The 23,383-nt window shown below is 31.0% G+C and carries 15 protein-coding genes; 12 read left to right on the forward strand and 3 right to left on the reverse strand.

Annotated elements, in window-relative coordinates:
* The first annotated feature begins 45 nt into the window (after window positions 1–45).
* Window positions 46–2,508 (forward strand): transporter substrate-binding domain-containing protein, encoded by a 2,463-nt coding sequence (locus Q0776_RS04550; protein ID WP_298365489.1) that lies wholly within the window; start codon window positions 46–48, stop codon window positions 2,506–2,508.
* 6 nt (window positions 2,509–2,514) lie between these two features.
* On the opposite strand, the gene Q0776_RS04555 is transcribed toward Q0776_RS04550, so the two are convergent.
* Complete coding sequence (locus Q0776_RS04555) at window positions 2,515–2,940, reverse strand: molybdenum cofactor biosynthesis protein MoaE (protein WP_298365491.1); 426 nt, start codon at window positions 2,938–2,940, stop codon at window positions 2,515–2,517.
* A gap of 72 nt (window positions 2,941–3,012) precedes the next feature.
* Between Q0776_RS04555 and Q0776_RS04560 the strand changes: the two genes are divergently transcribed.
* Window positions 3,013–3,288 carry a DUF3817 domain-containing protein gene (locus tag Q0776_RS04560; protein ID WP_298365495.1) on the forward strand — a complete coding sequence of 92 codons (276 nt, stop codon included), beginning with the start codon at window positions 3,013–3,015 and terminating at the stop codon, window positions 3,286–3,288.
* Window positions 3,289–3,302: 14 nt separating this feature from the next.
* On the opposite strand, the gene corA is transcribed toward Q0776_RS04560, so the two are convergent.
* Both corA and Q0776_RS04570 read right to left on the reverse strand, forming a co-directional pair.
* Entirely contained in the window at window positions 3,303–4,358 is a 1,056-nt protein-coding gene (corA, locus tag Q0776_RS04565) for a magnesium/cobalt transporter CorA (protein ID WP_298365497.1), read from the reverse strand.
* A 67-nt stretch (window positions 4,359–4,425) separates the two neighbouring features.
* Window positions 4,426–4,668 (reverse strand): MoaD/ThiS family protein, encoded by a 243-nt coding sequence (locus Q0776_RS04570; protein WP_298365499.1) that lies wholly within the window; start codon window positions 4,666–4,668, stop codon window positions 4,426–4,428.
* A 147-nt stretch (window positions 4,669–4,815) separates the two neighbouring features.
* Here Q0776_RS04570 and nrfD point away from each other — a divergent pair, with 147 nt between their 5' ends.
* From nrfD to Q0776_RS04620, 10 genes are all read left to right on the forward strand, one after another.
* Window positions 4,816–6,432 (forward strand): NrfD/PsrC family molybdoenzyme membrane anchor subunit, encoded by a 1,617-nt coding sequence (gene nrfD, locus Q0776_RS04575; RefSeq protein WP_298365501.1) that lies wholly within the window; start codon window positions 4,816–4,818, stop codon window positions 6,430–6,432.
* An 88-nt stretch (window positions 6,433–6,520) separates the two neighbouring features.
* Window positions 6,521–9,412, forward strand: a complete 2,892-nt coding sequence (locus Q0776_RS04580; RefSeq protein WP_298365503.1) for a molybdopterin-dependent oxidoreductase — start codon at window positions 6,521–6,523, stop codon at window positions 9,410–9,412.
* Between the two features lie 101 nt (window positions 9,413–9,513).
* Window positions 9,514–10,626 (forward strand): alkaline phosphatase, encoded by a 1,113-nt coding sequence (locus Q0776_RS04585; protein WP_298365506.1) that lies wholly within the window; start codon window positions 9,514–9,516, stop codon window positions 10,624–10,626.
* A 97-nt stretch (window positions 10,627–10,723) separates the two neighbouring features.
* Window positions 10,724–11,650, forward strand: coding sequence for a tRNA epoxyqueuosine(34) reductase QueG (queG, locus tag Q0776_RS04590; RefSeq protein ID WP_298365508.1), 927 nt, complete (start codon window positions 10,724–10,726; stop codon window positions 11,648–11,650).
* A gap of 129 nt (window positions 11,651–11,779) precedes the next feature.
* Entirely contained in the window at window positions 11,780–14,083 is a 2,304-nt protein-coding gene (locus Q0776_RS04595; RefSeq protein ID WP_298365510.1) for an NADP-dependent malic enzyme, read from the forward strand.
* 14 nt (window positions 14,084–14,097) lie between these two features.
* Entirely contained in the window at window positions 14,098–14,682 is a 585-nt protein-coding gene (ruvA, locus tag Q0776_RS04600) for a Holliday junction branch migration protein RuvA (RefSeq protein WP_298365511.1), read from the forward strand.
* A gap of 3 nt (window positions 14,683–14,685) precedes the next feature.
* The gene (sprA, locus tag Q0776_RS04605; RefSeq protein ID WP_298365512.1) at window positions 14,686–21,735 is read left to right on the forward strand and encodes a cell surface protein SprA; all 7,050 of its coding nucleotides are present in this window, start codon (window positions 14,686–14,688) and stop codon (window positions 21,733–21,735) included.
* Between the two features lie 29 nt (window positions 21,736–21,764).
* Window positions 21,765–22,145 (forward strand): glycine cleavage system protein GcvH, encoded by a 381-nt coding sequence (gene gcvH, locus Q0776_RS04610; RefSeq protein WP_298365515.1) that lies wholly within the window; start codon window positions 21,765–21,767, stop codon window positions 22,143–22,145.
* A 73-nt stretch (window positions 22,146–22,218) separates the two neighbouring features.
* Complete coding sequence (locus tag Q0776_RS04615; protein WP_298365517.1) at window positions 22,219–22,503, forward strand: VanZ family protein; 285 nt, start codon at window positions 22,219–22,221, stop codon at window positions 22,501–22,503.
* Between the two features lie 64 nt (window positions 22,504–22,567).
* Complete coding sequence (locus tag Q0776_RS04620; RefSeq protein ID WP_298365519.1) at window positions 22,568–23,287, forward strand: energy transducer TonB; 720 nt, start codon at window positions 22,568–22,570, stop codon at window positions 23,285–23,287.
* The last annotated feature ends 96 nt before the right edge of the window (window positions 23,288–23,383 follow it).

Consider the following 23,383-nt stretch of genomic DNA (forward strand, 5'->3'; position numbering starts at 1 on the left):
TTTAAAAAATGAGTGTATTTTTACATTCAAAAACCTATTACTATTGTGAAAAAGATAAATAAATTAAGTAATTGCTGTTTCTATTATTGGATACAGATATTATTTATATTTTTTACAATAGTTTCTTGTAATAAAACAGATCAAAACTTTTTATCGCCAATAGAAAAAACTTGGATTCAAAACAATAAAGAAGATATTGAAGTTTTGTTTGGTTATAGCGCTCCTCCAAATGCTTTTTATAATGATAAAGGTGAATATGAAGGTTTATTAGTTGATTTTTTCAAAGAAATTGAGAAGAAACTCGAAGTTGAAATTAAAGTTAAATATTTTAACCAATGGAGTGATTTAATAGCATATTCCAAAACGGCTAAAAATTTTATAATTGTTGGAATTGCCTATTCTGAACGTCGTAGCGAATATTTAAATTTTACCAATGCATTAATTAGAATACCGTATGTTATAATTACTAGAAAGGATTCAAATATTAAATCAATGGATGATTTAAATGGAAAAAAATTATGTATTGATAAAAAATATGCAATTAGAGATTATTTATTATTAAACTATGCAAATTATAATCCAGTTGAATTAACTGGTAATTTTGAAGGTTTAAGAGAAGTTTCTTTAAAAACTTATGATGCATACATTGCCAATCAAATGTATGCAACCTATAAAATTGATAAGCAAGGCATTAGTAATTTAAAAATTGCAGGAGAAAGTGGGTATAACAACTCTCTTTCGGTTGGGGTTTCAAAAAATAACCTAAAATTATTTGATATTATTAATAAAACGGTTAACCATATTGATGAGAAAAAAAAGAAAGAGATTTATAATAAATGGATTTATGCCACAACAAGTGAATTGCCAAGTAGTTTATTAAATGTTATATACTGGGTAATTGGTCTTGGTTCTATAGTTTTGCTATCACTTTGGTTATGGTCAATAAGTTTACGCAAAAAAGTTTTAAAAAAAACTCATTTAGTAATAGAGAGTGAAACAAAATACAGAAAACTAATTGAGAATTCATACGATGCAATTTTTATTCAGCAAAAAGGACAATTTAAGTTAATTAATAAACAATTTGAAGAACTTTTTGGTTATACCGAAAAGGAACTTTTAGATCCAAATTTTGATACTTCCAAATTGTTGAGTCCTAACGAAAAAGTTGAAGTTGAAAAATTAAAGGAAAAGTATAGTAAGTTAAAAAAACCATTTAAGTATGAATTTAAAGGGCTTACAAAAAATAATAAAGAACTCTTTTTAGAAGTTTCAATTAGCTATTTAATGTATGGCAACGGTTATACTATTCAAGGTATAGTGCACGATATTACAAATAGGAAGATTAGAGAAATTGAACTTGTTAAAGCTAAAGAAAAAGCTGAAGAAAGTGATCGATTAAAAACAGCATTTTTAGCAAATATGAGTCACGAGATTAGAACTCCTATGAGTGGAATTTTAGGGTTTGCAGAACTGTTAGAAAAACAAAATATTTCTGAAGAGAAAAAACAAAATTTCTTAAAAATTATTAAGCAGAGTGGAAATCGAATGTTAAATACCGTAAATGATTTAATTGATATTTCTAAAATTGAAACAAACCAGGTAAGTTTGGTATTATCCAAGATAAATATTAATCATAGAATTGGTATTTTATTCAATTTTTTTAAGCTTGAAGCAGAAAATAAAGGTATATCGTTAAATTATTCTAATGGCTTATCAGATGAATTAGCGTATTTAGAAATAGACAAATCAAAATTTGATTCTATTTTATCAAATTTAATTAAAAATGCAATTAAGTTTACAATTAAAGGGCAAATAGATTTTGGATACAAACTTGTAATAATTGGTGATAAAGAGTTTTTACAGTTTTATGTTAAAGATACTGGTATTGGTATACCTTCAAATAGATTAGAGGCAGTTTTCAACCGCTTTGAACAAGCAGATTTAGACGATAAATTTGCGCGTCAGGGTTCTGGCCTAGGATTGGCAATTACTAAATCATATGTTGAAATGCATGGAGGTAAAATATGGCTAGAATCAATTGAAGGTACAGGATCGCAATTTTATTTTACGATTCCACATGTCAATTATTCAAACAAAATTAGTAAAACAGAAGAAAAGGTTTGCGAAATAAATGAATTGGAAAAAACTAAGATTAAAAAAATTCTTATTGTTGAAGATGATGATATTTCAGCTATTTACTTGAAAGAAATTTTAAGTGATGAAAATTTAGAAATTACACATGTAAAAAATGGCAAAGATGCAATTGAATTTTGTAAAAAAAATTTAGATGTTGACATTGTTTTAATGGATGTGAAAATGAAAGATATGAATGGTTATGAAACAGCAATGGAAATTAGAAAATTTAATAAACAAATAATTATTATTGCTCAAACTGCTTTTACATTTTCCCAAGTAAAGGAAAAAGCTTTTGAGGCTGGATGTAATGATTTTATTTCAAAACCCATTAATAGAGACGAACTTTTAAATAAGATTAACTTGTTAAGTTAATTATAGTTATGGATGTGCGTTTACCCAAACCTCACCATCTTCAAAATGTTCTTTTTTCCAAATAGGAACGGTTTCTTTTAAGGTGTCAATAGCAAATTCACAAGCTTCAAAAGCGGCTTTTCTGTGTGCAGAAGATACAGCAATAATTACAGGGATTTCACCAATTTTAAGTTTGCCAAGCGCGTGGTGAATTGCAATTTTATGAATATCGAATTTCTCCAAAGCTAAGTCAGCAATTTTTTGTATTTCTTTAATAGCCATTGGTTCGTAAGCACTAAAATCTAATAAGGTAACTTCTTTGTTTTTTGTTGCATTTCTTACGGTACCAACAAACAATGCGATGCCACCACAAGAAGCATCTTGTACAAAATTGTAACATTCATTTAAGTTTAATATATCAGAAGTTACTATTATTGAAGTTCTGCTTTTCATTTTTAACTAAATATATACAAATTTAAGAAATCTAAAATGTATTTTCGCGGCAACTACTAAATTATTGAAATAATGAAAAAAACATTTAGAATTGTAAGTATATTAGAAGGAATATCTTATTTATTATTACTTTTTATTGCAACACCTATAAAATATTTGGTTGGAAATGAATTATTTGTGAAAATTCTGGGAATGCCACATGGGCTATTGTTTTTAACGTATGTCGTTTTAGCTATTATATTAAAATACGAGTTAAATTGGAAACCCAAAACCTTCATCATTATTTTGCTAGCGTCTGTAATTCCTTTTGGTACTTTTTATATAGATAGAAAATATTTAAAAGAATAATTTTCTATTATAGACTAAAACCAATTTTTTCTTTTAAAATAGCCAAGCATTATCAAAAAGATTAGAAACATAACTACCAAAATAATATGATAACCATATTTAAATCCTAATTCGGGGATATTAACAAAGTTCATTCCGTAAATTCCTGCAATAAAAGTAAGCGGTATAAATATTGTTGAAACAATTGTTAGTGTTTTCATTACTTGGTTCATACGATGACCTTGGACAGAAAAAAATAGATTTATTAAACTCTCCAACCGTTTTTCAGACTTCTCACAATTATCCAATAAGGTTAAACATATATCTTTTATTTCAAAGTAATATTTTCGATGTTTTTTTTGGATTAAAACAAAATTTTCACGCTCAATTTTGGAAACAAACTCTTTGATTGGACCTATTGCTTTTATTAATGATTGTAGTTGAGATTTGTAGATTTCGATTTCAGTTAAAATTTCAGGAGATGGATCTTTATTTACATCTATAATTTTAAAATTTTCTACTTTTTCTGAAATTGCATCAACAGTTTCAAAATAATTATCTAAAACAGACTCTAAAAGTAAATACAACAAATAGTCGGTACTTCGTTCGTGAACAATTCCTGCTTTTTCACGTAAACGCTGTCTTATATGTTCAAAATAGTCGTTTTTTTGTTCTTGAAATGAAACCAAATAATTTTTACCAAGAACAAAACTAAGTTGTTCCGATTTAATTTCGTTATTTGTTGAAGGTAAAATGGATTTTATTGAAAAATACCAATATTCTTCAAATTCCTGAATTTTAGGACGTTGATTTACATCCAAAATATCTTGAATTGTTAAATTATGAATGCCAATTTTTTTACATAAACTTTCAATTATTGAAACATCGTGTATACCGTGTGTATTTAACCAATATTGTTTTTCTAAATCGCTAAAATCGTTAAATTCACTTTCTTTAATTGTTGTTAATTCTGTTAAACCAGTTTTGTTGTATTCAAATAATTGAATATTAATTTTTTTTTCATATTGAATACCAGTAAAAATGAAGTTTGTTGGCTTTTCTTTCTTTCTGGTTAGTGTCTTTTTACTCATAGCTAAGAATTCCTAATTCAATAAATAAATATTATGGCTGTTTATTTCAAATTTAAATAAAATTTAATTAGCCTCCACTAACTGGTGGAATTATAGCAACAACATCATTTTTTTTTAACAGTTGTCCATCATTTGCATATTCTTCATTAACAGCAATTGCAAATTCGTGAAGGTTTTTTAATTTAGGAAAGCTTCTTATTAATGATGCTTGTAAATCTTCAATAGTTGTAATATTATTTACATCATATGTTAATTTAGTTTCACCAACTAAATCTGTAGCAATACCAAAAAATAAAAGCTCTATCTTCATAAATTATATTCTGCGTTTCTACAAAAGTAATGTTATTTTATTTAGAATCATTATAAATAAAATCAATAAATTGCTTGTGTGATTCTTGTTACAAAACTAATATTTCTAATAACTAACTTTGATAGAACTTCAAAATATTTTATAGAAATGAAATATGGTTTTATAATAGATAATCGAAAATGTATTGGTTGTCATGCTTGTACAACGGCTTGTAAATCAGAACACGATGTGCCGGTTGGTGTTAACAGAACATATGTTAAGCAAATTGAAAAAGGAGAGTTTCCAAATACTCGAAGAATTTTTTCTGTTATGCGATGCAATCATTGTACCGATGCACCTTGTGTTGAAATTTGCCCAGTAGAAGCACTTCATACTAGAGAAGATGGAATTGTAGACTTCGATAATAACCGATGTATTGGTTGTAAATCGTGTATGCAAGCTTGTCCATACGATGCTTTATACATTGATCCGGATAACAATACGGCAGCAAAATGTAATTACTGTGCTCATAGAGTTGACGTTGGTCGCGAACCTGCCTGTGTTTCCGTCTGTCCCGAACACGCAATTATTGCAGGTGATATGGAGAACCCAAATACAGAAATTTCAGAATTATTAGCGCGCCAGGCAGTAAAAGTTAGAAAGCCCGAAAAAGGTACTAATCCAAATCTGTTTTATATTGATGGAGATGATGCCTCATTAATTCCAGAAGCTACGGCCAAATCTGGTCCAGGATTATGGAACTCTCAAGCTCGAGGTGTTGGTCATTATGCAAAAGCTGCAGAAAAGATGTTGCACTCTAACGGGGATGTTGATTTACTACAAATGACAATTGATAATGATATGCAAGCGGCTTATCAAAGAAAAGATTCTGAAAACCCTAATTATATTGATGTGTTAACTGGTAAGGCTCGCAGAGTTTATGACACACCAGATAAAGGAATTCTATGGGGATGGGAAGTTTCTGCATATGTGTTTACAAAAGCAATAGCCGCAGGTGCATTTTTAATTCCATTTTTAGCAATTATTTTAGGCTATGAAGTTTCTATAACAGCAAAATTATGGTCGGCTGGAATTTCATTGGTTGGCTTGGCCTTAACGGGCTTATTTTTAGTAATGGATTTAGATAGACCAGATAGATTTTTAAACGTTTTGTTACGTCCGCAATGGAATTCTTGGTTGGTAAAAGGTGGTTATACTATAACTATTTTTGGATTATTAGTTACTATTTGGGGAGCAAATACGTTTTTCGAATTAGGTATTCCTGAAATTCCGTTATTATGGTTAACAGCTATTTTTGCAATTTTATTAGCCGTATATACAGCATTCCTATTTGCACAAGCAAAAGGACGCGATTTTTGGCAAAGCCCAACATTACCATTGCATATGCTTGTGCACAGTATTATGGCAGGAGCATCAATATTTGTTTTGGCGGCCTTAATTTTTGGAAACGAAAATTGGATGAGTATTTTAACAAATACCATAATTATTTCACTAATAGTAAATCTATTTACGTTGGTAACCGAATTAACAATTACGCACCCAACAACAGCTGCAAAAACAGTTGTAAAAATGATAACTAAAGGAAGATATAAAAACCTGTTTTGGTTAGTAACTGTGCTTTTAGGAAACTTAATTCCATTAGCATTGTTGATTTTTGGAAATACAGAACCGTTAACAATTGGCGCTTCAGTATTAGTATTAATAGGGATTATTGCCACAGAAAAAATTTGGGTGGAAGCACCGCAAAGAATTCCGTTAGCGTAAAATAGATGTCATTCTGAACAAAGTGAAGAATCTCACAATAGATTTATCGCTTCCCTCAATATGACAAGAATAAATTAAAAATTATACAATGGGATACAAAAAACCGTCTTTTATAGAAAATATAGCAGAAAAAATGGGTATAATTCCAAATCTGCATAAAGATAATTATCAAGAGTTTGATAAAGACATGCGTCAGTTTTCAGATGAAGAAGTTGCTAAAATGTATGAGAATTTTCCTCCACCAGAAAAATGGGACAATTGGGTTGAATACGATCCAAAAGTATGGCCTAAAAAGGAGAAAAAAACATATCAAATTGTACCTACAACATGTTTTAATTGTGAAAGTGCTTGTGGTTTAACAGCTTTTATTGATAAAGAAACACAAGAAGTTAAAAAGTTTGAAGGAAATCCACACCATCCAGGAAGTAGAGGAAGAAATTGCGCTAAAGGACCAGCTTCTATAAATCAATTAACTGACCCGGATCGCATTTTATTTCCTTTAAAAAGAAAAGGAAAAAGAGGAGAAGGAGAATGGGAACGTGTTTCTTGGGATGAGGTTTTAGATACAATTGCAAATAGAATTAGAAAAGCAATTTTAGAAGATAGACATAACGAAATTGCATATCATGTTGGAAGGCCAGGGAAAGAAAAATTTATGAATTGGATTTTACAGGGTTGGGGAATTGATGGGCATAATTCACATACCAATATTTGTTCTTCGGGTGCTAGATTTGGCTACAATTTGTGGTATGGTTATAATCGTCCTTCACCAGATCACGCCGAAGCAAAGTTTATTTTATTAGTTTCTGCACATTTAGAATCTGGACATTATTTCAATCCACATGCACAACGTATTATTGAAGGTAAAATGAAAGGAGCAAAATTGGCAACTATGGATCCACGCTTGTCAAACACCGCTTCCATGTCTGATTATTGGTTGCCATCATACCCAGGGACCGAAGCTGCTGTTTTATTGGCAATGGCATTAATTATTCTTCAAGAAGGATTGTATAATAGAGAATATTTAGAAAATTGGACAAATTGGAAGGAATATTTAAGAGCAAGACATTCAGATAAAGAAATAACTTTTGAGAATTATATTGCTGCAATGATTGATGAGTATAAAGAATTTACTCCTGAATTTGCAGAAAAAGAATCCGGTGTAAAAGCCGATATGATTGTAGAAATTGCTCATAAAATTGGTGAAGCTGGAGAGCGTTTTGCTTCGCATAACTGGCGTGCTGCAGGAGCTTCAAATTTGGGAGGTTGGTGTGTTGCAAGAGCATTACACTTTTTAACAACCTTAACAGGAGCAGTTGGTGCAAAAGGAGGAACATCACCAAATAGTTGGAACAAATTTAAGCCAACACAACCAAACCCACCAAAGCCACAAAAAAAATGGAACGAATTACATTTTCCTAAAGAATATCCTTTGGCATTTTTTGAAATGAGTCAATTATTACCTCACTTTTTAAAGGAAGGAAGAGGTAAAATGGATGTGTATTTTTCAAGGGTTTTTAATCCAGTTTGGACGTATCCTGACGGATTTACTTGGATGGAAATGTATGCCGATGAATCTAAATTTGGATTACACTCAGCATTAACACCTACTTGGAATGAAACTGCTTTTTATGCCGATTTTGTATTACCAATGGGATTGGCTTCGGAGCGTCACGATTTAAATAGTTATGCTACTCATGGTGGAACTTGGGTTGCTTTTCGTCAACCAGTATTGCGCGAAGCTGCAAGAAGAAACGGAAAACCTGTAAAGTTAACTTATGAATCAAATCCAGGTGAAGTTTGGGAAGAAGATGAATTCTTTATTGAATTATCTTGGAGAATTGACCCGGATGGAAGTATGGGAATACGCAAACATTTTGAATCGCCATACCGTCCAGGAGAAAAAATTACCATTGACGAGTATTACCAGTACATTTTTGAACGTGTAAAAGGATTACCTGAAAAAGCAAAATCTGAAGGTTTAACAGAGTTACAATACATGCAAAAATACGGTGCTTTTGAGATAGAAAAAGGAGAATCTTATAAAGTAAATGAAAATGAGCTTTCAAAAGAACAGTTAGAAGGTTCAATAGTTGATCCTGTAACCGATGTAATTTCAAAAAATGGTAAAGCAATTGGTGTAATGGTAAAAGGAAAAGCTTGTGTAGGTTTTCCAACACCATCGCGTAAAAACGAGTTTTATTCACAAACCATGGTAGATTGGAAATGGCCAGAATATGCCACACCAACCTATATAAAAAGTCATATTCATAATGATAATTTAGATAAATCTAAAGGTGAGTATGTTTTAGTACCTACGTTTAGGCTTCCAACTTTAATTCATTCACGTTCTGGTAATGCAAAATGGTTGGTGGAAATTTCAAACAGAAATCCTATATGGATGCATCCTGATGATGCTAAAAAATGGGGGTTCCAAACAGGTGATTTGGTAAAAATGAATACCGATATTGGCTATTTTATAGATAAAGTATGGGTCACCCAAAGTATGAAACCAGGTGTTGTTGCTTGCTCACATCATATTGGTCGATGGCGCAGACCACAAGATAAAATTGGAAACCGTTGGGCTACAAATACTGTGAATATCGAGGGAGATGGAAAAGGAGCTTGGAAAATGAATACTATTTCGGGTATAAAACCTTTTGAATCTAGCGATAAAGATTCTAAACGAATTTTTTGGAAAGATGGAGGAGTACATCAAAATATAACTCACGCAGTTCATCCAGATCCAATAAGTGGAATGCATTGTTGGCATCAACGTGTTAGAATAGAAAAACCAGGCAATGAAGAAAAATATGGAGATATTTTTGTAGATACTAATAAATCTCACGAAATATTTAAAGAATGGTTAGCGATGACAAGGCCAGCTCCTGGACCAAATGGTGAAAGAAGACCATTATGGTTTGATAGAGCTTTTAGACCTGATGAATCAACCTATTATTTTAATAAAAAAGATAAATAATAAAATGCCGCAATTGCGGCATTTTTTACAATATGATAATCTTATATTAAACTAGTTTAAAAGTCAAATATTTTTACCTTTGTGTAATTAAAAATCATAAAATGAAACTAATAAAAACAATATTAATTTTAGTTTTTTTTGTACTATTTTCTTGTGTCGAAAAAGTAGAAGTTCAAAAAAAAACAAATCCAAAAAATGTAATTTTATTAATTGCCGATGGTACTGGATTAGCACAAGTATCAACAGCTTTTTATTTTAAGGAAACTTCGCCAAATTATGGTCGTTTTAAAAATATTGGTCTAATTAATACATCATCGGCAAGTGATAGCATTACAGATTCTGCTGCAGGAGCAACAGCCTTTTCAAGTGGAGAAAAAACATATAACGGAGCTATTGGTGTAAATACAGATTCTGTAGCCATTGAAAATATAGTAGAAGTTATTTCTTTGAAAAATATTAAAACTGGATTAATTGCAACTTCTTCAATTACACATGCAACGCCAGCAGCTTTTTATGCACATTCATTAAGTCGAAATTTAGCTGAAGATATTGCCTTAGATTTGGTAGCTTCAGATGTTGATTTTTTTGCAGCTGGTGGTTTAAAATATTTTAACAAACGAAAGGATCAACGTAATTTATTAAAAGAGTTAGAGTCTAAAGAATTTGTTATGGACACTATTGCGTTAGATAGCTTTAATAACATAAATGACGCTCAAAAAGTAGGATTTTTATTGGCTCAAGATGGGATGCCTAAAATGACTGAAAATAGAGGTGATTTTTTAGAAAATGCCACAGATTTAGGTATAAAATTTTTAAGTAAGAACAACTCCAACTTTTTTATGATGGTAGAGGGTTCTCAAATAGACTGGGGAGGTCATTCAAATGACGGAAATTACGTAGTTACAGAATTATTAGATTTTGATGATGCTGTTGGTAAGGCATTAGATTTTGCTGAGAAAGATGGAAATACCTTAGTGGTTGTAACCGGAGATCACGAAACCGGAGGTTTATCCTTGTCTTCAAACCAGAAAGTAAACCAACATGGTACGGAATATAGTGATTATAACGATGTTAATTTAACCTTTTCCACTCACGGACATTCAACAACGTTGATTCCTGTTTTTGCCTTTGGACCAGGATCAGAAGAATTTCAAGGCATTTATCAAAACAATGATATTTATAAAAAAATAATGAAAATTACTGGTTGGAAATAAAACTATATTGTTGCGTTTAAAATAAGAGATTGATAGTAATACTTAACATTTATGTTGAGTTTTATAATGAAAAAAAATCCAGTATTTTTGCTGTTTTATGAATCTAGAGCAAACATATTCAAATGCTATTAAACAAGAAGCAAAACGCTTAGGATTTGAAAGTTGCGGTATAGCAAAAGCTGATTTTTTAGAAGAGGAAGCAACTAATTTAGAATTGTGGTTAAAAAACGATTATCATGGTAAAATGTCCTATATGGAAAATTACTTTGATAAACGTCTTGATCCACGTTTGTTGGTTGAAGGAGCAAAATCTGTAATTACACTTTCTTTTAATTATTTTCCAAAAGAAATACAAAATAAAGATTCTTATAAGGTTGCGAAATACGCTTATGGAGAAGATTATCATCACGTTTTAAAATCTAAGTTAAAAGAACTTTCTTTTTTTATTCAAAATGAAATAGGAGAAGTAAATGGTAGAGCTTTTGTAGATTCAGCTCCTGTTTTGGAAAGAGCTTGGGCGCAAAAAAGTGGGCTGGGTTGGAGAGGGAAACATTCATTGTTAATTCAAAAAAATAAAGGCTCATTTTTCTTTTTAGCTGAATTAATTCTAGATTTAGAACTGGCATATGATAATCCTTTTATAACTGATCATTGTGGAAAATGCACAAAGTGCATTGATGTTTGTCCAACCAAAGCAATATTACCAAACAATACTGTTGATGGTTCAAAATGTATTTCATATTATACTATAGAATTAAAAGAAGAAATTCCTTCTTCAGAAAAAGGGAAATTTGAAGATTGGATGTTTGGTTGTGATCTTTGCCAGGATGTTTGCCCATGGAACCGGTTTTCAAAATCACATTCCGAAAAAAAATTTAATCCACATCCAGATTTATTATACATGACAAAAAACGATTGGAATGAGATTACTGAAACTGCATTTAAACAAGTATTTAAAAAATCAGCAGTAAAACGAGCAAAGTTCTCTGGATTAAATCGTAATATCTCTTTTTTAAAGTCGTAATGATTTAGTCGTTTTTAACTGTTGTTTTTAATATGTTATAAATATTACATTTTAGGAATAAAAAAATGTAATCACACGTTGTTTTATTGATTAATTGATAAATTTGTTTCAATCAATTTAAATAACATAATGAAGAATTCGAAGAAAAGAAGTGAGGCGTTGGCTTATCATGCAGAGCCAACACCAGGAAAGATACAAGTAGTTCCTACTAAAAAATATGCAACCCAGAAAGATTTATCCTTGGCATATTCACCTGGAGTTGCAGAGCCTTGTTTAGCAATTGAAGAAAACCCTGAAGATGCCTATAAATATACTTCAAAAGGTAATTTAGTAGCTGTTATTTCAAATGGAACAGCAGTTTTAGGATTAGGAGATATTGGAGCCCTGGCAGGGAAACCTGTTATGGAAGGAAAAGGATTGCTTTTTAAAATATTTGCAGATATTGATGTTTTTGATATTGAAGTTGATACAAAAGATGTAGATAAATTTATTGAAACAGTAAAAAATATTGCACCAACTTTTGGAGGAATTAACCTTGAAGATATTAAAGCTCCTGAAGCTTTTGAAATAGAACGAAGGCTAAAAGAAGAATTGGATATTCCGGTAATGCACGATGATCAACACGGAACAGCAATTATTTCAGCAGCGGCATTAAAAAATGCAGTTGAAATTGCAGGTAAAAATATTTCAGAAGTGAAAATTGTTGTAAATGGAGCAGGTGCAGCAGCCGTTTCTTGTTCGCGTTTGTATTTAGCAATTGGAGCTAAAAAGGAAAATTTAGTAATGTGCGACAGTAAAGGAGTTATTAGAACAAATAGAGATAATTTAACACCTCAAAAAACAGAGTTTGCTACAGATAAAGAATTAGAAACTTTGGAAGATGCAATGGTTAATGCCGATGTTTTTATTGGTTTATCAATTGCCGATGTTGTTACTCCAGAAATGTTATTGTCTATGGCAAATGACCCAATTGTATTTGCTATGGCAAATCCAAATCCAGAAATGGAATATAATTTAGCTGTAAGTACTCGTAAAGATGTGATTATGGCAACTGGTCGTTCCGATCATCCTAATCAGGTAAATAATGTGTTAGGATTTCCATTTATTTTTAGAGGAGCTTTAGACGTGAGAGCTACTAAAATTAATGAAGAAATGAAAATTGCAGCTGTACATGCCTTAGCAAATTTAGCTAAAGAAAGTGTACCTGAGCAAGTGAATATTACTTATGGAGAAACTAATATTCAGTACGGGAGAGAATATATTATTCCAAAACCATTTGATTCTAGATTAATCACCGAAATACCTCCAGCGGTTGCAAAAGCCGCAATGGAAACAGGAGTGGCTAAAAAACCAATTGCCGATTGGGATGCTTATAAAGAAGAGTTAGCAGAAAGGTTGGGTACTGGAAGTAAGTTAATGCGTTTGCTTATGTCAAGAGCTAAAGCAAATCCAAAAAGTGTTGTTTTTGCTGAAGCGGACCACTTAAATGTTTTAAAAGCAGCTCAAATTGTTTATGATGATGGTATTGCAATACCAATTCTTTTAGGAGATAAAGAGGTTATTGAAGAGTTAAAACAAGAACTTAATTTTGATGCAGACCTGCAAATAATAGATCCAAAATCGGATGAAGAAAAAGAGAGAAGAACTAGATTTGCGAAGGCTTATTGGGAAAAAGCACAAAGAGATGGAATTACCTTGCTAGAGGCTCAAAAATGGATGCGTGAACGTAATTATTTTGCAGCCATGATGGTAAATGAAGGAGAAGCTGATGCTTTGGTTTCAGGATATTCTAGAAGCTTTCCTACTGTTGCAAAACCAATAATTGAGTTAATTGGAATGGAAGATGGTGTTCAACGTGTTTCTGCCACAAGTATTCTAATTACAGATAGAGGGCCATTATTTTTCTCGGATACAGCTTTTAATATAAACCCAAATGCCGAAGAGTTGGTTCAAATTTCAAGAATGACACATAGAGTTATGAAATTATTTGGTATAGACCCTGTGTTGGCAATGTTATCATATTCAAACTTTGGTTCAGCAAAATCAAAATCGGCTAATAAAGGTTCAGAAGCCATAGAAATGCTTCATGGTAATTTTCCAGAAATTAATATTGATGGAGAAATTCAAGCAGATTTTGCTTTAAGTAGAACTTTGAGAGGAGAAACTTTTCCATTTACAAAAATTCATAATAAAAAAGTAAACGGATTAATATTTCCAAACCTTAATGCTTCAAATATTAGTCATAAAATAATTAAAAGTCTAAATAAATCTGAAGTGATTGGGCCTATTGCAATGGGGCTTAAAAAACCTGTTCAAATATTACAGCTTGGTTCTAGTGTAGATGAGATAGTAAATATGGTTTGTGTAGCCGTTATCGATGCGCAAGAAAATGCTAAAAATAATAAAGAATATTTTACTACATTTGGGGGATAACACCCATAGGTAAAATGATTACTCATTTAAAAGGAAAATTAGTAGAGAAAAACCCTACATACGCTGTAGTTGAAACCAATGGTGTAGGGTATTTATTGCATATTTCACTAAATACATTTTCAAAGTTGGAAGACCTGGAAAATGTATTTTTGTTTACCCATTTTTATGTAAAAGAAGATGCTCATACGTTGTTTGGTTTTTTCGATAAAGTAGAACGTGAAATTTTTAGGTTATTAATATCTGTTTCGGGTGTTGGGCCTAGTATTGCGAGAACTATGCTTTCTTCAATGTCAACCGATGAAATTCAGCAGGCAATTGCATCAGGTAATGTAGGTGTTATTCAGTCAGTAAAAGGAATTGGTGCAAAAACAGCTCAAAGAGTTATAATAGATTTAAAAGATAAAATATCAAAAACCTTTTCAATTGAGGGCGAAATTTCAAGTATTGCAAGCAATACTAATAAAGATGAAGCGTTAACAGCATTAGAAGTTTTAGGTTTTAATAAAAAACTTAGTGAAAAAGCTTTAGATAAGATTTTATTAGAAGATGCGGACGTTACTGTTGAAATTTTAATTAAAAAAGCGCTTAAAAATTTATAAGATTTGAAAAATAAACCAATTATATTTAAAGCATATATAATCCTTTTTTTATTGTTGTTTTATCAAACAACAATATTTGCTCAAGCACCGCCAGTTAAGAATTTAAGCGATACTTTAAAAGTTGAACAGGTTGGTGATTCAACAAAATTAAAATACCCATTTAAAAGTAATCAAGAAGGAGGTTTGTTTCTATCGGATCCTGCAAAATCTGAAATAATATACGATACAGATTTAGGTAAATATGTAATTGTTGAGAAAATAGGGGATTATTATTTAAAGCGCCCTGTTTATATGTCTCAAGAGGAGTATAAGAAATACAAGCTTAAGAAAGACATGTTGCAGTATTATAAAAATAAAATTAGTGCAACAAACAGTAAAAAATTAGGGAGCGCAGATGCTCAAAAGAATTTACTTCCAACATATTACGTAGAATCAGACTTTTTTCAGTCTATTTTTGGAGGTAATACTATAGAGGTAAACCCACAAGGTTCTGTTTTAGTAAAGATGGGAATATTGTACCAAAAGGTTGATAATCCACAATTATCAGAAAGAAATAGAAGTAGTTTTACTTTTGACTTCGACCAAGAAATAAGTGCAAGTATTCAAGCGAAAGTTGGAACACGATTAAAAGTAGGAGCACAATACGATACACAATCAACCTTTAACTTTCAAAATCAAATTAAATTAGAATACAATCCAACAGAAGACGATATTTTACAAAAAATAGAAGTTGGAAATGTAAGTATGCCTTTAAAAAATTCTTTAATTGTTGGTGCTCAAAGTTTATTTGGTGTTAAAACGCAACTTCAATTTGGAAAAACAACAGTAACAGGTGTATTTGCTGAGCAAAAATCACAAACAAGATCAGTGGCAGCAGAAGGTGGCTCCACTATCCAAGAGTTTGAATTACAAGCAACAGATTATGACTCGAATAGGCATTTCTTTATTTCCCAATATTTTAGAGATAATTATAATGCGGCATTAAAAGATTATCCGTTAATAAACAGTCCAATAAATATTACAAGAATTGAAGTTTGGGTTACTAATAGAAATGCTACAACTGAAGATATAAGAAATATTGTAGCTTTATCTGATTTAGGAGAAGGTGATGCAACAAATATTGGGCCTGCAAATGTTACTCCGTCACCAGGTTTTCAATATCCTGAAAATGAAGCAAATGATATTAACTCAATTCTTGAAAGTAATAATCCGGTTAGAAAAATTTCTACAGTAGGAAATGGTCTTGCGCCATTTGCTATGCAGCAAGGTAGAGATTATTCTGTATTAGAGAACGCAATAAAATTAAGTCCTGATGAGTTTCTTTTGCACCCTCAATTAGGTTTTATTTCACTGAATAGAAGATTGGCAGATTCTGATGTGTTAGCAGTTTCATTTGAATATACTGTTAGCGGTGATTCTAAAGTTTATAGGGTTGGAGAATTAACAAGTGACGGTATTATTGCACCAGATAATATTGTTGTAAAATTATTAAGAAGTGAGATTATAAGTACAAAAATTCCTATGTGGGATTTAATGATGAAGAATGTATATTCTTTACAAACTTATAGAATGCAACAAGAAGGATTTAGATTGGAATTATTGTATTCCGATGATGCAACGGGTGTTCCAATAAATATGCTGCAAAATGCGCAATCTCCAGGTATTTCAGATAGAACGCTATTAAATCTTTTAGATATAGATAGACTTGATCAAAGTCAGTTTTCAGTACCAGAAGGCGATGGTTATTTTGATTATGTAGAAGGTGCAACTGTTAATTCGGAAAAAGGTTATATTATTTTTCCAACGATTGAACCATTTGGTAGTGATTTAGAATTGAAATTAACTGATGCTGCTGATGAACAATATATATTTAATGAACTATACGAAATAACACAGTCTGAAGCTCGAAATAATTTTCAGCAAAAGGATAAATATTTATTAAAAGGATATCACAAATCGGAAAGTGCAAATGGAATTCCATTGGGAGCATTTAATGTTCCACAAGGTTCGGTTAGAGTTACCACTGGAGGAAGAGAATTAGTTGAAGGTGTGGATTATGTAGTAGATTATCAAATGGGAAGAGTTCAAATTGTGAATCCTAGTTTGGAGGCTTCTAACGCCCCTATACAAGTTTCTGTTGAAAACAATGCAGCCTTTAATTTACAAACAAAACGTTTTTTTGGAGTTGATATAGAGCATAAATTTTCTGATAAATTAATTGCAGGAGCAACTTTTTTAAATTTAAATGAAAGACCAATTACCCAAAAAGCTCTATTTGGACAAGAGCCTATAAACAATACCATTTTTGGGTTAAATGCCAATTATGGAACTGAAGTTCCGTTTTTAACCAAGTTAGCAAATAAATTGCCAAATATAGATACAGATTACGAATCTAATTTTTCTATACGCGGAGATTTTGCTTATTTAAAACCGGGTTCTCCAAAACGAATTGAATTAGAAGGTGAGGCAACATCTTATGTGGATGATTTTGAAGGATCTCAAATACCTTTAGAAATTAAATCGGTTCAACAATGGCATTTGGCAAGTACACCTCAATATCAAACTCAATTTGATTTAGGGGGAAATGCTTCAGACATAACTTATGGATATAAAAGAGCCAAATTAGCTTGGTATATAATTGACCCTCTATTTTATGGTGGTTCATCTTTAAAACCTGGAAATATTGACAATACAGAACTTTCAAGAGCAGAAGTTAGAAGAGTGAGATACGAAGAACTTTTTCCAGAACAAGATTTAGATTTAACACAGTCAACTATTGTTAGAACTTTTGATTTAGCTTATTTTCCAAATGAAAGAGGAAGTTATAATTACGATACAAATAATGTAGATGCCACTGGTAAGTTTACAAATCCAGAAGAAAGATGGGGAGGAATTACAAGGGCATTAAATACTACCAATTTTGAACAATCGAATGTAGAATACATTCAGTTTTGGTTAATGGATCCTTACGATCATTATTCTATAACCAATGAAGAAGGACTTCCTACGGGTGTTAATCCAGCAGATCCATCGAACCAGGTGGGAGATTTATATTTTAACTTAGGTAATATTTCAGAAGATATTTTAAAAGATGGTAGAAAAATGTATGAAAATGGATTGCCAGAAGATCCATTAAGTACAAACAATACCGATGAAACTATGTGGGGTAAAATCCCTACAAATCAATCATTATTATATGCTTTTAGTGATGATGATTCGGAACGATTGAATCAAGATATTGGTTTTGACGGTTTAAATGATGAAGAGGAAAGAGCGAAATTTGGAACTACATTTGGAGAAGATCCTGCAAATGATAATTACCAATATTTTAGAAGTTCGGAATATGATAATACCGATGCTTCCATAATAACTAGATACAAGAAATTTAACAATACTCAAGGAAATTCACCAACAAACAATTTATCTACAGAAAGTTACCCAACATCGGCAACTACTTATCCCGATACCGAGGATATTGATAAGGATCAAACAATGAATTCTGTTGAAAGTTATTATCAGTATAAGGTTTCAATGAATAAAAATGATTTAACAGTTGGAAAAAATCATATTGTTGATGAAAAAACGGTGAGTGTTACTTTAGAAGATGGAAGTGTAAAGCAATTTAGATGGTTGCAATTTAGAATTCAGGTTAGTACTCCAGATGAGGTAGTAAATGATATTACGGGTTTTAATTCTATTCGATTTATGCGAATGTTTTTAACAAAGTTTAAAATGCCAATAGTTTTGCGTTTTGGAGAAATTCAACTTGTAAGAGGTGATTGGAGAAGATTTACCAAAACTTTAGATGAAAATATTAGCACACCTCAAGATCTAACAAAAGATGAATTACAAAATTTTGAAGTAGGTGTAGTTAACATTCAGGAAAATGAAGATAGAAATCCTATTCCTTATGTGTTACCTCCAGGAATTAAAAGAGAAATTTTAAGAGGAAGTACAACTTTGCAAAAGCAAAATGAACAATCATTATCATTAAAAGTTACAGATTTAGAACCAAATGATACTCGTGCAATATATAAAAATGTAAGAGTTGATTTAAGAATGTATAAGCATTTAAAATTATTTCTCCACGCCGAAGGTGTGCAAACAAGACCACAAGTTCAAAATGAAGAATTAAAGGCAGTTATTAGAATAGGTAGTGACTTAAATGATAATTATTATCAAATTGAAAAGCTACTAACAATTTCAGAATATGGAGCCTCTTCAGCGCTTGGTGTTTGGCCAGAAGAGAACAATATTGATGCTTTTTTAGAGTATTTAGGGAAATTGAAGTTATTGAGATTTGAAGAGGGAATTGCTCCAAATGAGGTTTACCCAGCCGATGGGGTTGTTTCGCCAATTGAAGATCTTGAAGGTTATGATATAAGAGTTAAAGGAAACCCTAATTTATCTAATATTAGAACTATTATGTTAGGGGTTAAAAACGTTTCAAACTCTAGTCAAAGCGCAGAAGTATGGTTTAACGAAATGCGTGTATCAGAGTTTGATAATGAAGGAGGATGGGCAGCAGTTGTTAGTGCGGATGCTAACATAGCGGATTTTGCAGATGTTGCTGTAACCGGAAGAATGGAAACCAAAGGTTTTGGAGGTATTGAACAAAGAGTAAATGAAAGAAGTCAAGAGGATACAAAACTTTATGATTTAATTACAAATGTAAATGTAGGAAAGCTATTGCCAAAAACTTGGGGGGTTTCTTTACCTTTAAATTACAGTGTTTCGGAAGAAGTAAAAGACCCAAAATACGATGCTCAATATCAAGATGTTTTATTCGAAGAAACAACAATTGAAAACAGTCCAAATAGGGAACAAAGTCAAGATTATACAAAAAGAAAAAGCATAAGTTTAATTAATGTTAGAAAAGAATTTAATCCTAATTCAGAGGCTAAACAACGTTTTTATAACATTGAAAATTTATCGGTATCATATGCATATAATGAAACATTCCATAGAGATTATAATGTCGAAAAATTTGTTGATCAAAATGTAAGAGCTTCGGCAAATTATAATTATAGCTTCGAACCTAAAAGTATAGAGCCATTTAAAAATTGGGAAGGTTTAAATAGTAAATATTTTAAATTTATAAAAGATTTAAATATTAACTTAATTCCATCTACAATTGCAGTAAATTCAAATATATTTAGAACTTATAATGAGCAATTGTCTAGAAGTTTAATTGAAGGTTTACCTCAACTTCCAACACTTAAACAGCGATATTTCTTATTTGATTGGGATTATAGTATTGGTTATAATTTAACCAAGTCACTACAATTTAATTTTAGAGCAGCAAATAATCATATTTATGATGATTTTACGGCAGCAGATGAAATTCAAATTTTTGATAATTTCTTTTCAATGGGAAGGCCAGATCATTACCATCAATCATTAAATGGGACCTATAAAATACCAATTGATAAATTACCACTGTTAGATTTTGTAAAAGCTGATTATAGTTATACGGCAGATTTTGATTGGCAAGCGGCTTCTCAATCTTATGTAGATAAAATTGGAAATGTAATTCAAAATTCTAACACGCATAATTTTGGTTTAGATGTAGATTTTAACAAGTTTTATAGAAATGTGGGATTAACTAAGTTGTTCAGTGGAAAAAAATCTAAATCATCAAAAAAAGAACTAGAATCTGCGATAAAAAGACCAACAACTAGAACATCGAGCAAAAAGAAATCAACAGGACAACAGTTTAAAGATGGATTTTATAACTTAATCACATCTGTTAAAAAAGCGCGATTTAATTATTCTGAAAATAATGGAACTTTTTTACCTGGATATGTGCCTGAAATAGGGTTTTTAGGACAAGATAACTTTAATGGAGGCGTTGCTCCATCATTAGGTTTTGTTTTTGGTAGTCAAATTGATATTAGACAACGAGCTTTGGAAAACGGATGGTTAATTTCTAGAGAAGAAGATGATCCTTACTATAATAAAACTTACAGTAGAACGCATATGAATAAATTTGATATGACAATTACTGTTGAACCTTTTGAAAATTTTGATATTGAGCTAAGAGGAAATAAAACATATACAAAAAACTCATCACAGCAATTGGATATTATAGATAATGTTTTAACCGAAAATTCACCAATTACTGAAGTTGGTAATTTTATGATTAGTTATAATATGTTAAAAACATCATTTAGTAATAGCGATGCTAATTTTGAGCAATTTAAAGCTAATAGAGCTATAATTGCACAAAGATTATCACAAGAAACAGGCCAGTCAGTAGACGGATTTGGGCCAACTAGTCAGCAAGTTTCTCTTCCAGCATTTATAGCTGCATATACAGGTAAAGATGCTACAAAAGTAAAATTAACGGCATTTAGAGATGTGCCTATTCCAAGTTGGCAAATTAATTACAAAGGCTTAATGAAAATGAAATGGTTTAAAGAAACTTTTAGAAGTTTTTCATTATCGCACAGTTACGATTCTAGATATTCAATTTTAAGTTTTAGCAATAATTTAGAGTATAATGCCCAAGACCCTTACATAGAAAAAGATATTGTTGGTAATTATTTTAACAAAACACTATTTACAAATGTAGATTTAATTGAAGAATTTAGTCCACTTTTAAAAGTTGATATGAAAATGAAAAATTCAATATCATTTAGTGGTCGTGTAGACAAAGATAGAAGACTTACATTAAATTTTAATAATAACACCATTACCCAAATGAAAGGAATGGAATATGTTATTGGTATGGGGTATAGAATTAAAGATTTGGCAATGAAGTTTAGATTTGGAGGGAAATTAACCAAGTTAAAAGGGGATTTAGATTTAAGGGCAGATTTATCTTTAAGAGACAATATAACTGTGATAAGAGCAATTGACCAAGATAATAATCAGGTTACGGGTGGACAACGATTATTGTCCTTTAAATTCTTTGCAGATTATGCAATAAATAAAAACCTAACAGCTTCTTTTTATTTTGATCAAAGTTCTTCTCAGTATGCAATTTCAACAACTTTCCCAAGACAGTCTGTTAGTTCTGGGTTAAGTGTTAGGTACGTATTAGGAAATTAATATATAATAACATAAATTTTACAAAAAAAATGAGCATTCCAACAGAATTAAAATACACAAAAGATCACGAGTGGATTAAAATTGAAGGTGATATAGCAACAATTGGTATAACACATTTTGCGCAAAGTGAATTAGGAGATATAGTCTATGTAGACGTTGATACATTAGATGAAACTGTTGATAAAGATGAAGTATTTGGATCAGTTGAAGCTGTAAAAACAGTTTCAGATTTATTTATGCCAATAACAGGAGAAGTAATTGAGTTTAACGAAGCATTAGAAGACGAACCAGAAAAGGTAAATTCGGATCCATATGGAGAAGGATGGATGATTAAAATTTCTATTAAAGATGTTTCTCAAATAGAAGAATTACTTTCTGCTGATGATTATTCTGAATTAATTGGAGCGTAAATTAATATTTATTGTAGCAATTACCTTAACAATATTAATAGGTTGGGGCAGTCTAGTATCAATAGGCAGTAATATGCCAAAAACTATTAGTATTTCCGATAAGATAATTCATTCCTCGGCTTATTTTTTATTAAACCTTAGTTGGTTAGTTGCTTCAAAAAATAGCATTAAAAAACTGAAAATGAATTTGTTAATTTCAATGCTTGTGTTTTTATATGGCACAATTATTGAGGTTTTACAAGGAAGTATAACATCGTATAGACAATTTGAATTTAAAGATTTAGTTGCGAATTTTATTGGTATTGTATTAGCTTTTACAATATTCAACTTTTATTTGCAAAAAAAAGTTTTTAATTAGAATAATAATGTTGCAAAAGTTGTATTAAAATTATTAAATTAGCGAACTATAAAATATTTTACAGATGCAGATTAAAAAGAATCCAAAAGCAAATCTAGAAAACTACAGCAAGATTTTTATGCAGTTAGGTTTAGTTTTAGCATTATTGGTGGTTTATTTAGCCATTGAGAAAAAAACTTATGATAGAATAATTGACGACCTTGGTCCAGTAGTTTTAAACATGGATGATGAAGAGCAAACTATTGAAATTGAGCAAGTAAAACCGCCAGAACCAAAAACTCCACCACCACCAACTCCAGATAAAATTGAAGTTGTTGAAGATGAAGAAGAAATTGAAGAAACAGTAATAGAATCTACTGAAACTGATGAAAATGAAGCCGTTGAGGTTGAAGAAATTATTGAGGTAGAAGAAGTGGAAGAAGTTATTGAAGACGTTCCTTTCGCTATTATTGAAGACGTACCTGTATTTCCAGGTTGTAAAGGAAGTAAAGCACAGTTAAGAGCTTGTCTTCAAGAAAAAATTACAAAACACGTAAACAAAAAATTTAATGCTGATTTAGCATCTGATTTAGGATTAGCACCAGGTGTTAAGCGTATTTTTGTAATGTTTAAAATTGATAAAACAGGTAATATTACTGATGTAATGGCACGTGCCCCTCACAAAAGATTACAAGAGGAGGCTATTAGAGTTGTACAATCATTACCTAAAATGACTCCAGGAAAACAAAGAGGTAGACCTGTTGGTGTAAAATATAGTTTACCTATTGCTTTTAAAGTTGAATAGTTAAATAACAACAAGAATAAATATTTAAGGCTACCTGTTTAGGTAGCCTTTTTTTATGAGAAAGAATCAAATTTTAGTTCATTTAGAATGTTTTTC

Source organism: uncultured Lutibacter sp. (assembly GCF_947495725.1).
GTDB lineage: Bacteria > Bacteroidota > Bacteroidia > Flavobacteriales > Flavobacteriaceae > Lutibacter.

What these genes read in the sequence shown, in the direction of transcription:
- Q0776_RS04555 (WP_298365491.1), bottom strand. Translation starts at nt 2,940, where the DNA reads ATGAAAAGCAGAACTTCAATAATAGTAACTTCTGATATATTAAACTTA.
- Q0776_RS04560 (WP_298365495.1), top strand. Translation starts at nt 3,013, where the DNA reads ATGAAAAAAACATTTAGAATTGTAAGTATATTAGAAGGAATATCTTAT.
- corA (WP_298365497.1), bottom strand. Translation starts at nt 4,358, where the DNA reads ATGAGTAAAAAGACACTAACCAGAAAGAAAGAAAAGCCAACAAACTTC.
- Q0776_RS04570 (WP_298365499.1), bottom strand. Translation starts at nt 4,668, where the DNA reads ATGAAGATAGAGCTTTTATTTTTTGGTATTGCTACAGATTTAGTTGGT.
- nrfD (WP_298365501.1), top strand. Translation starts at nt 4,816, where the DNA reads ATGAAATATGGTTTTATAATAGATAATCGAAAATGTATTGGTTGTCAT.
- Q0776_RS04580 (WP_298365503.1), top strand. Translation starts at nt 6,521, where the DNA reads ATGGGATACAAAAAACCGTCTTTTATAGAAAATATAGCAGAAAAAATG.
- Q0776_RS04585 (WP_298365506.1), top strand. Translation starts at nt 9,514, where the DNA reads ATGAAACTAATAAAAACAATATTAATTTTAGTTTTTTTTGTACTATTT.
- queG (WP_298365508.1), top strand. Translation starts at nt 10,724, where the DNA reads ATGAATCTAGAGCAAACATATTCAAATGCTATTAAACAAGAAGCAAAA.
- Q0776_RS04595 (WP_298365510.1), top strand. Translation starts at nt 11,780, where the DNA reads ATGAAGAATTCGAAGAAAAGAAGTGAGGCGTTGGCTTATCATGCAGAG.
- ruvA (WP_298365511.1), top strand. Translation starts at nt 14,098, where the DNA reads ATGATTACTCATTTAAAAGGAAAATTAGTAGAGAAAAACCCTACATAC.
- gcvH (WP_298365515.1), top strand. Translation starts at nt 21,765, where the DNA reads ATGAGCATTCCAACAGAATTAAAATACACAAAAGATCACGAGTGGATT.
- Q0776_RS04615 (WP_298365517.1), top strand. Translation starts at nt 22,219, where the DNA reads ATGCCAAAAACTATTAGTATTTCCGATAAGATAATTCATTCCTCGGCT.
- Q0776_RS04620 (WP_298365519.1), top strand. Translation starts at nt 22,568, where the DNA reads ATGCAGATTAAAAAGAATCCAAAAGCAAATCTAGAAAACTACAGCAAG.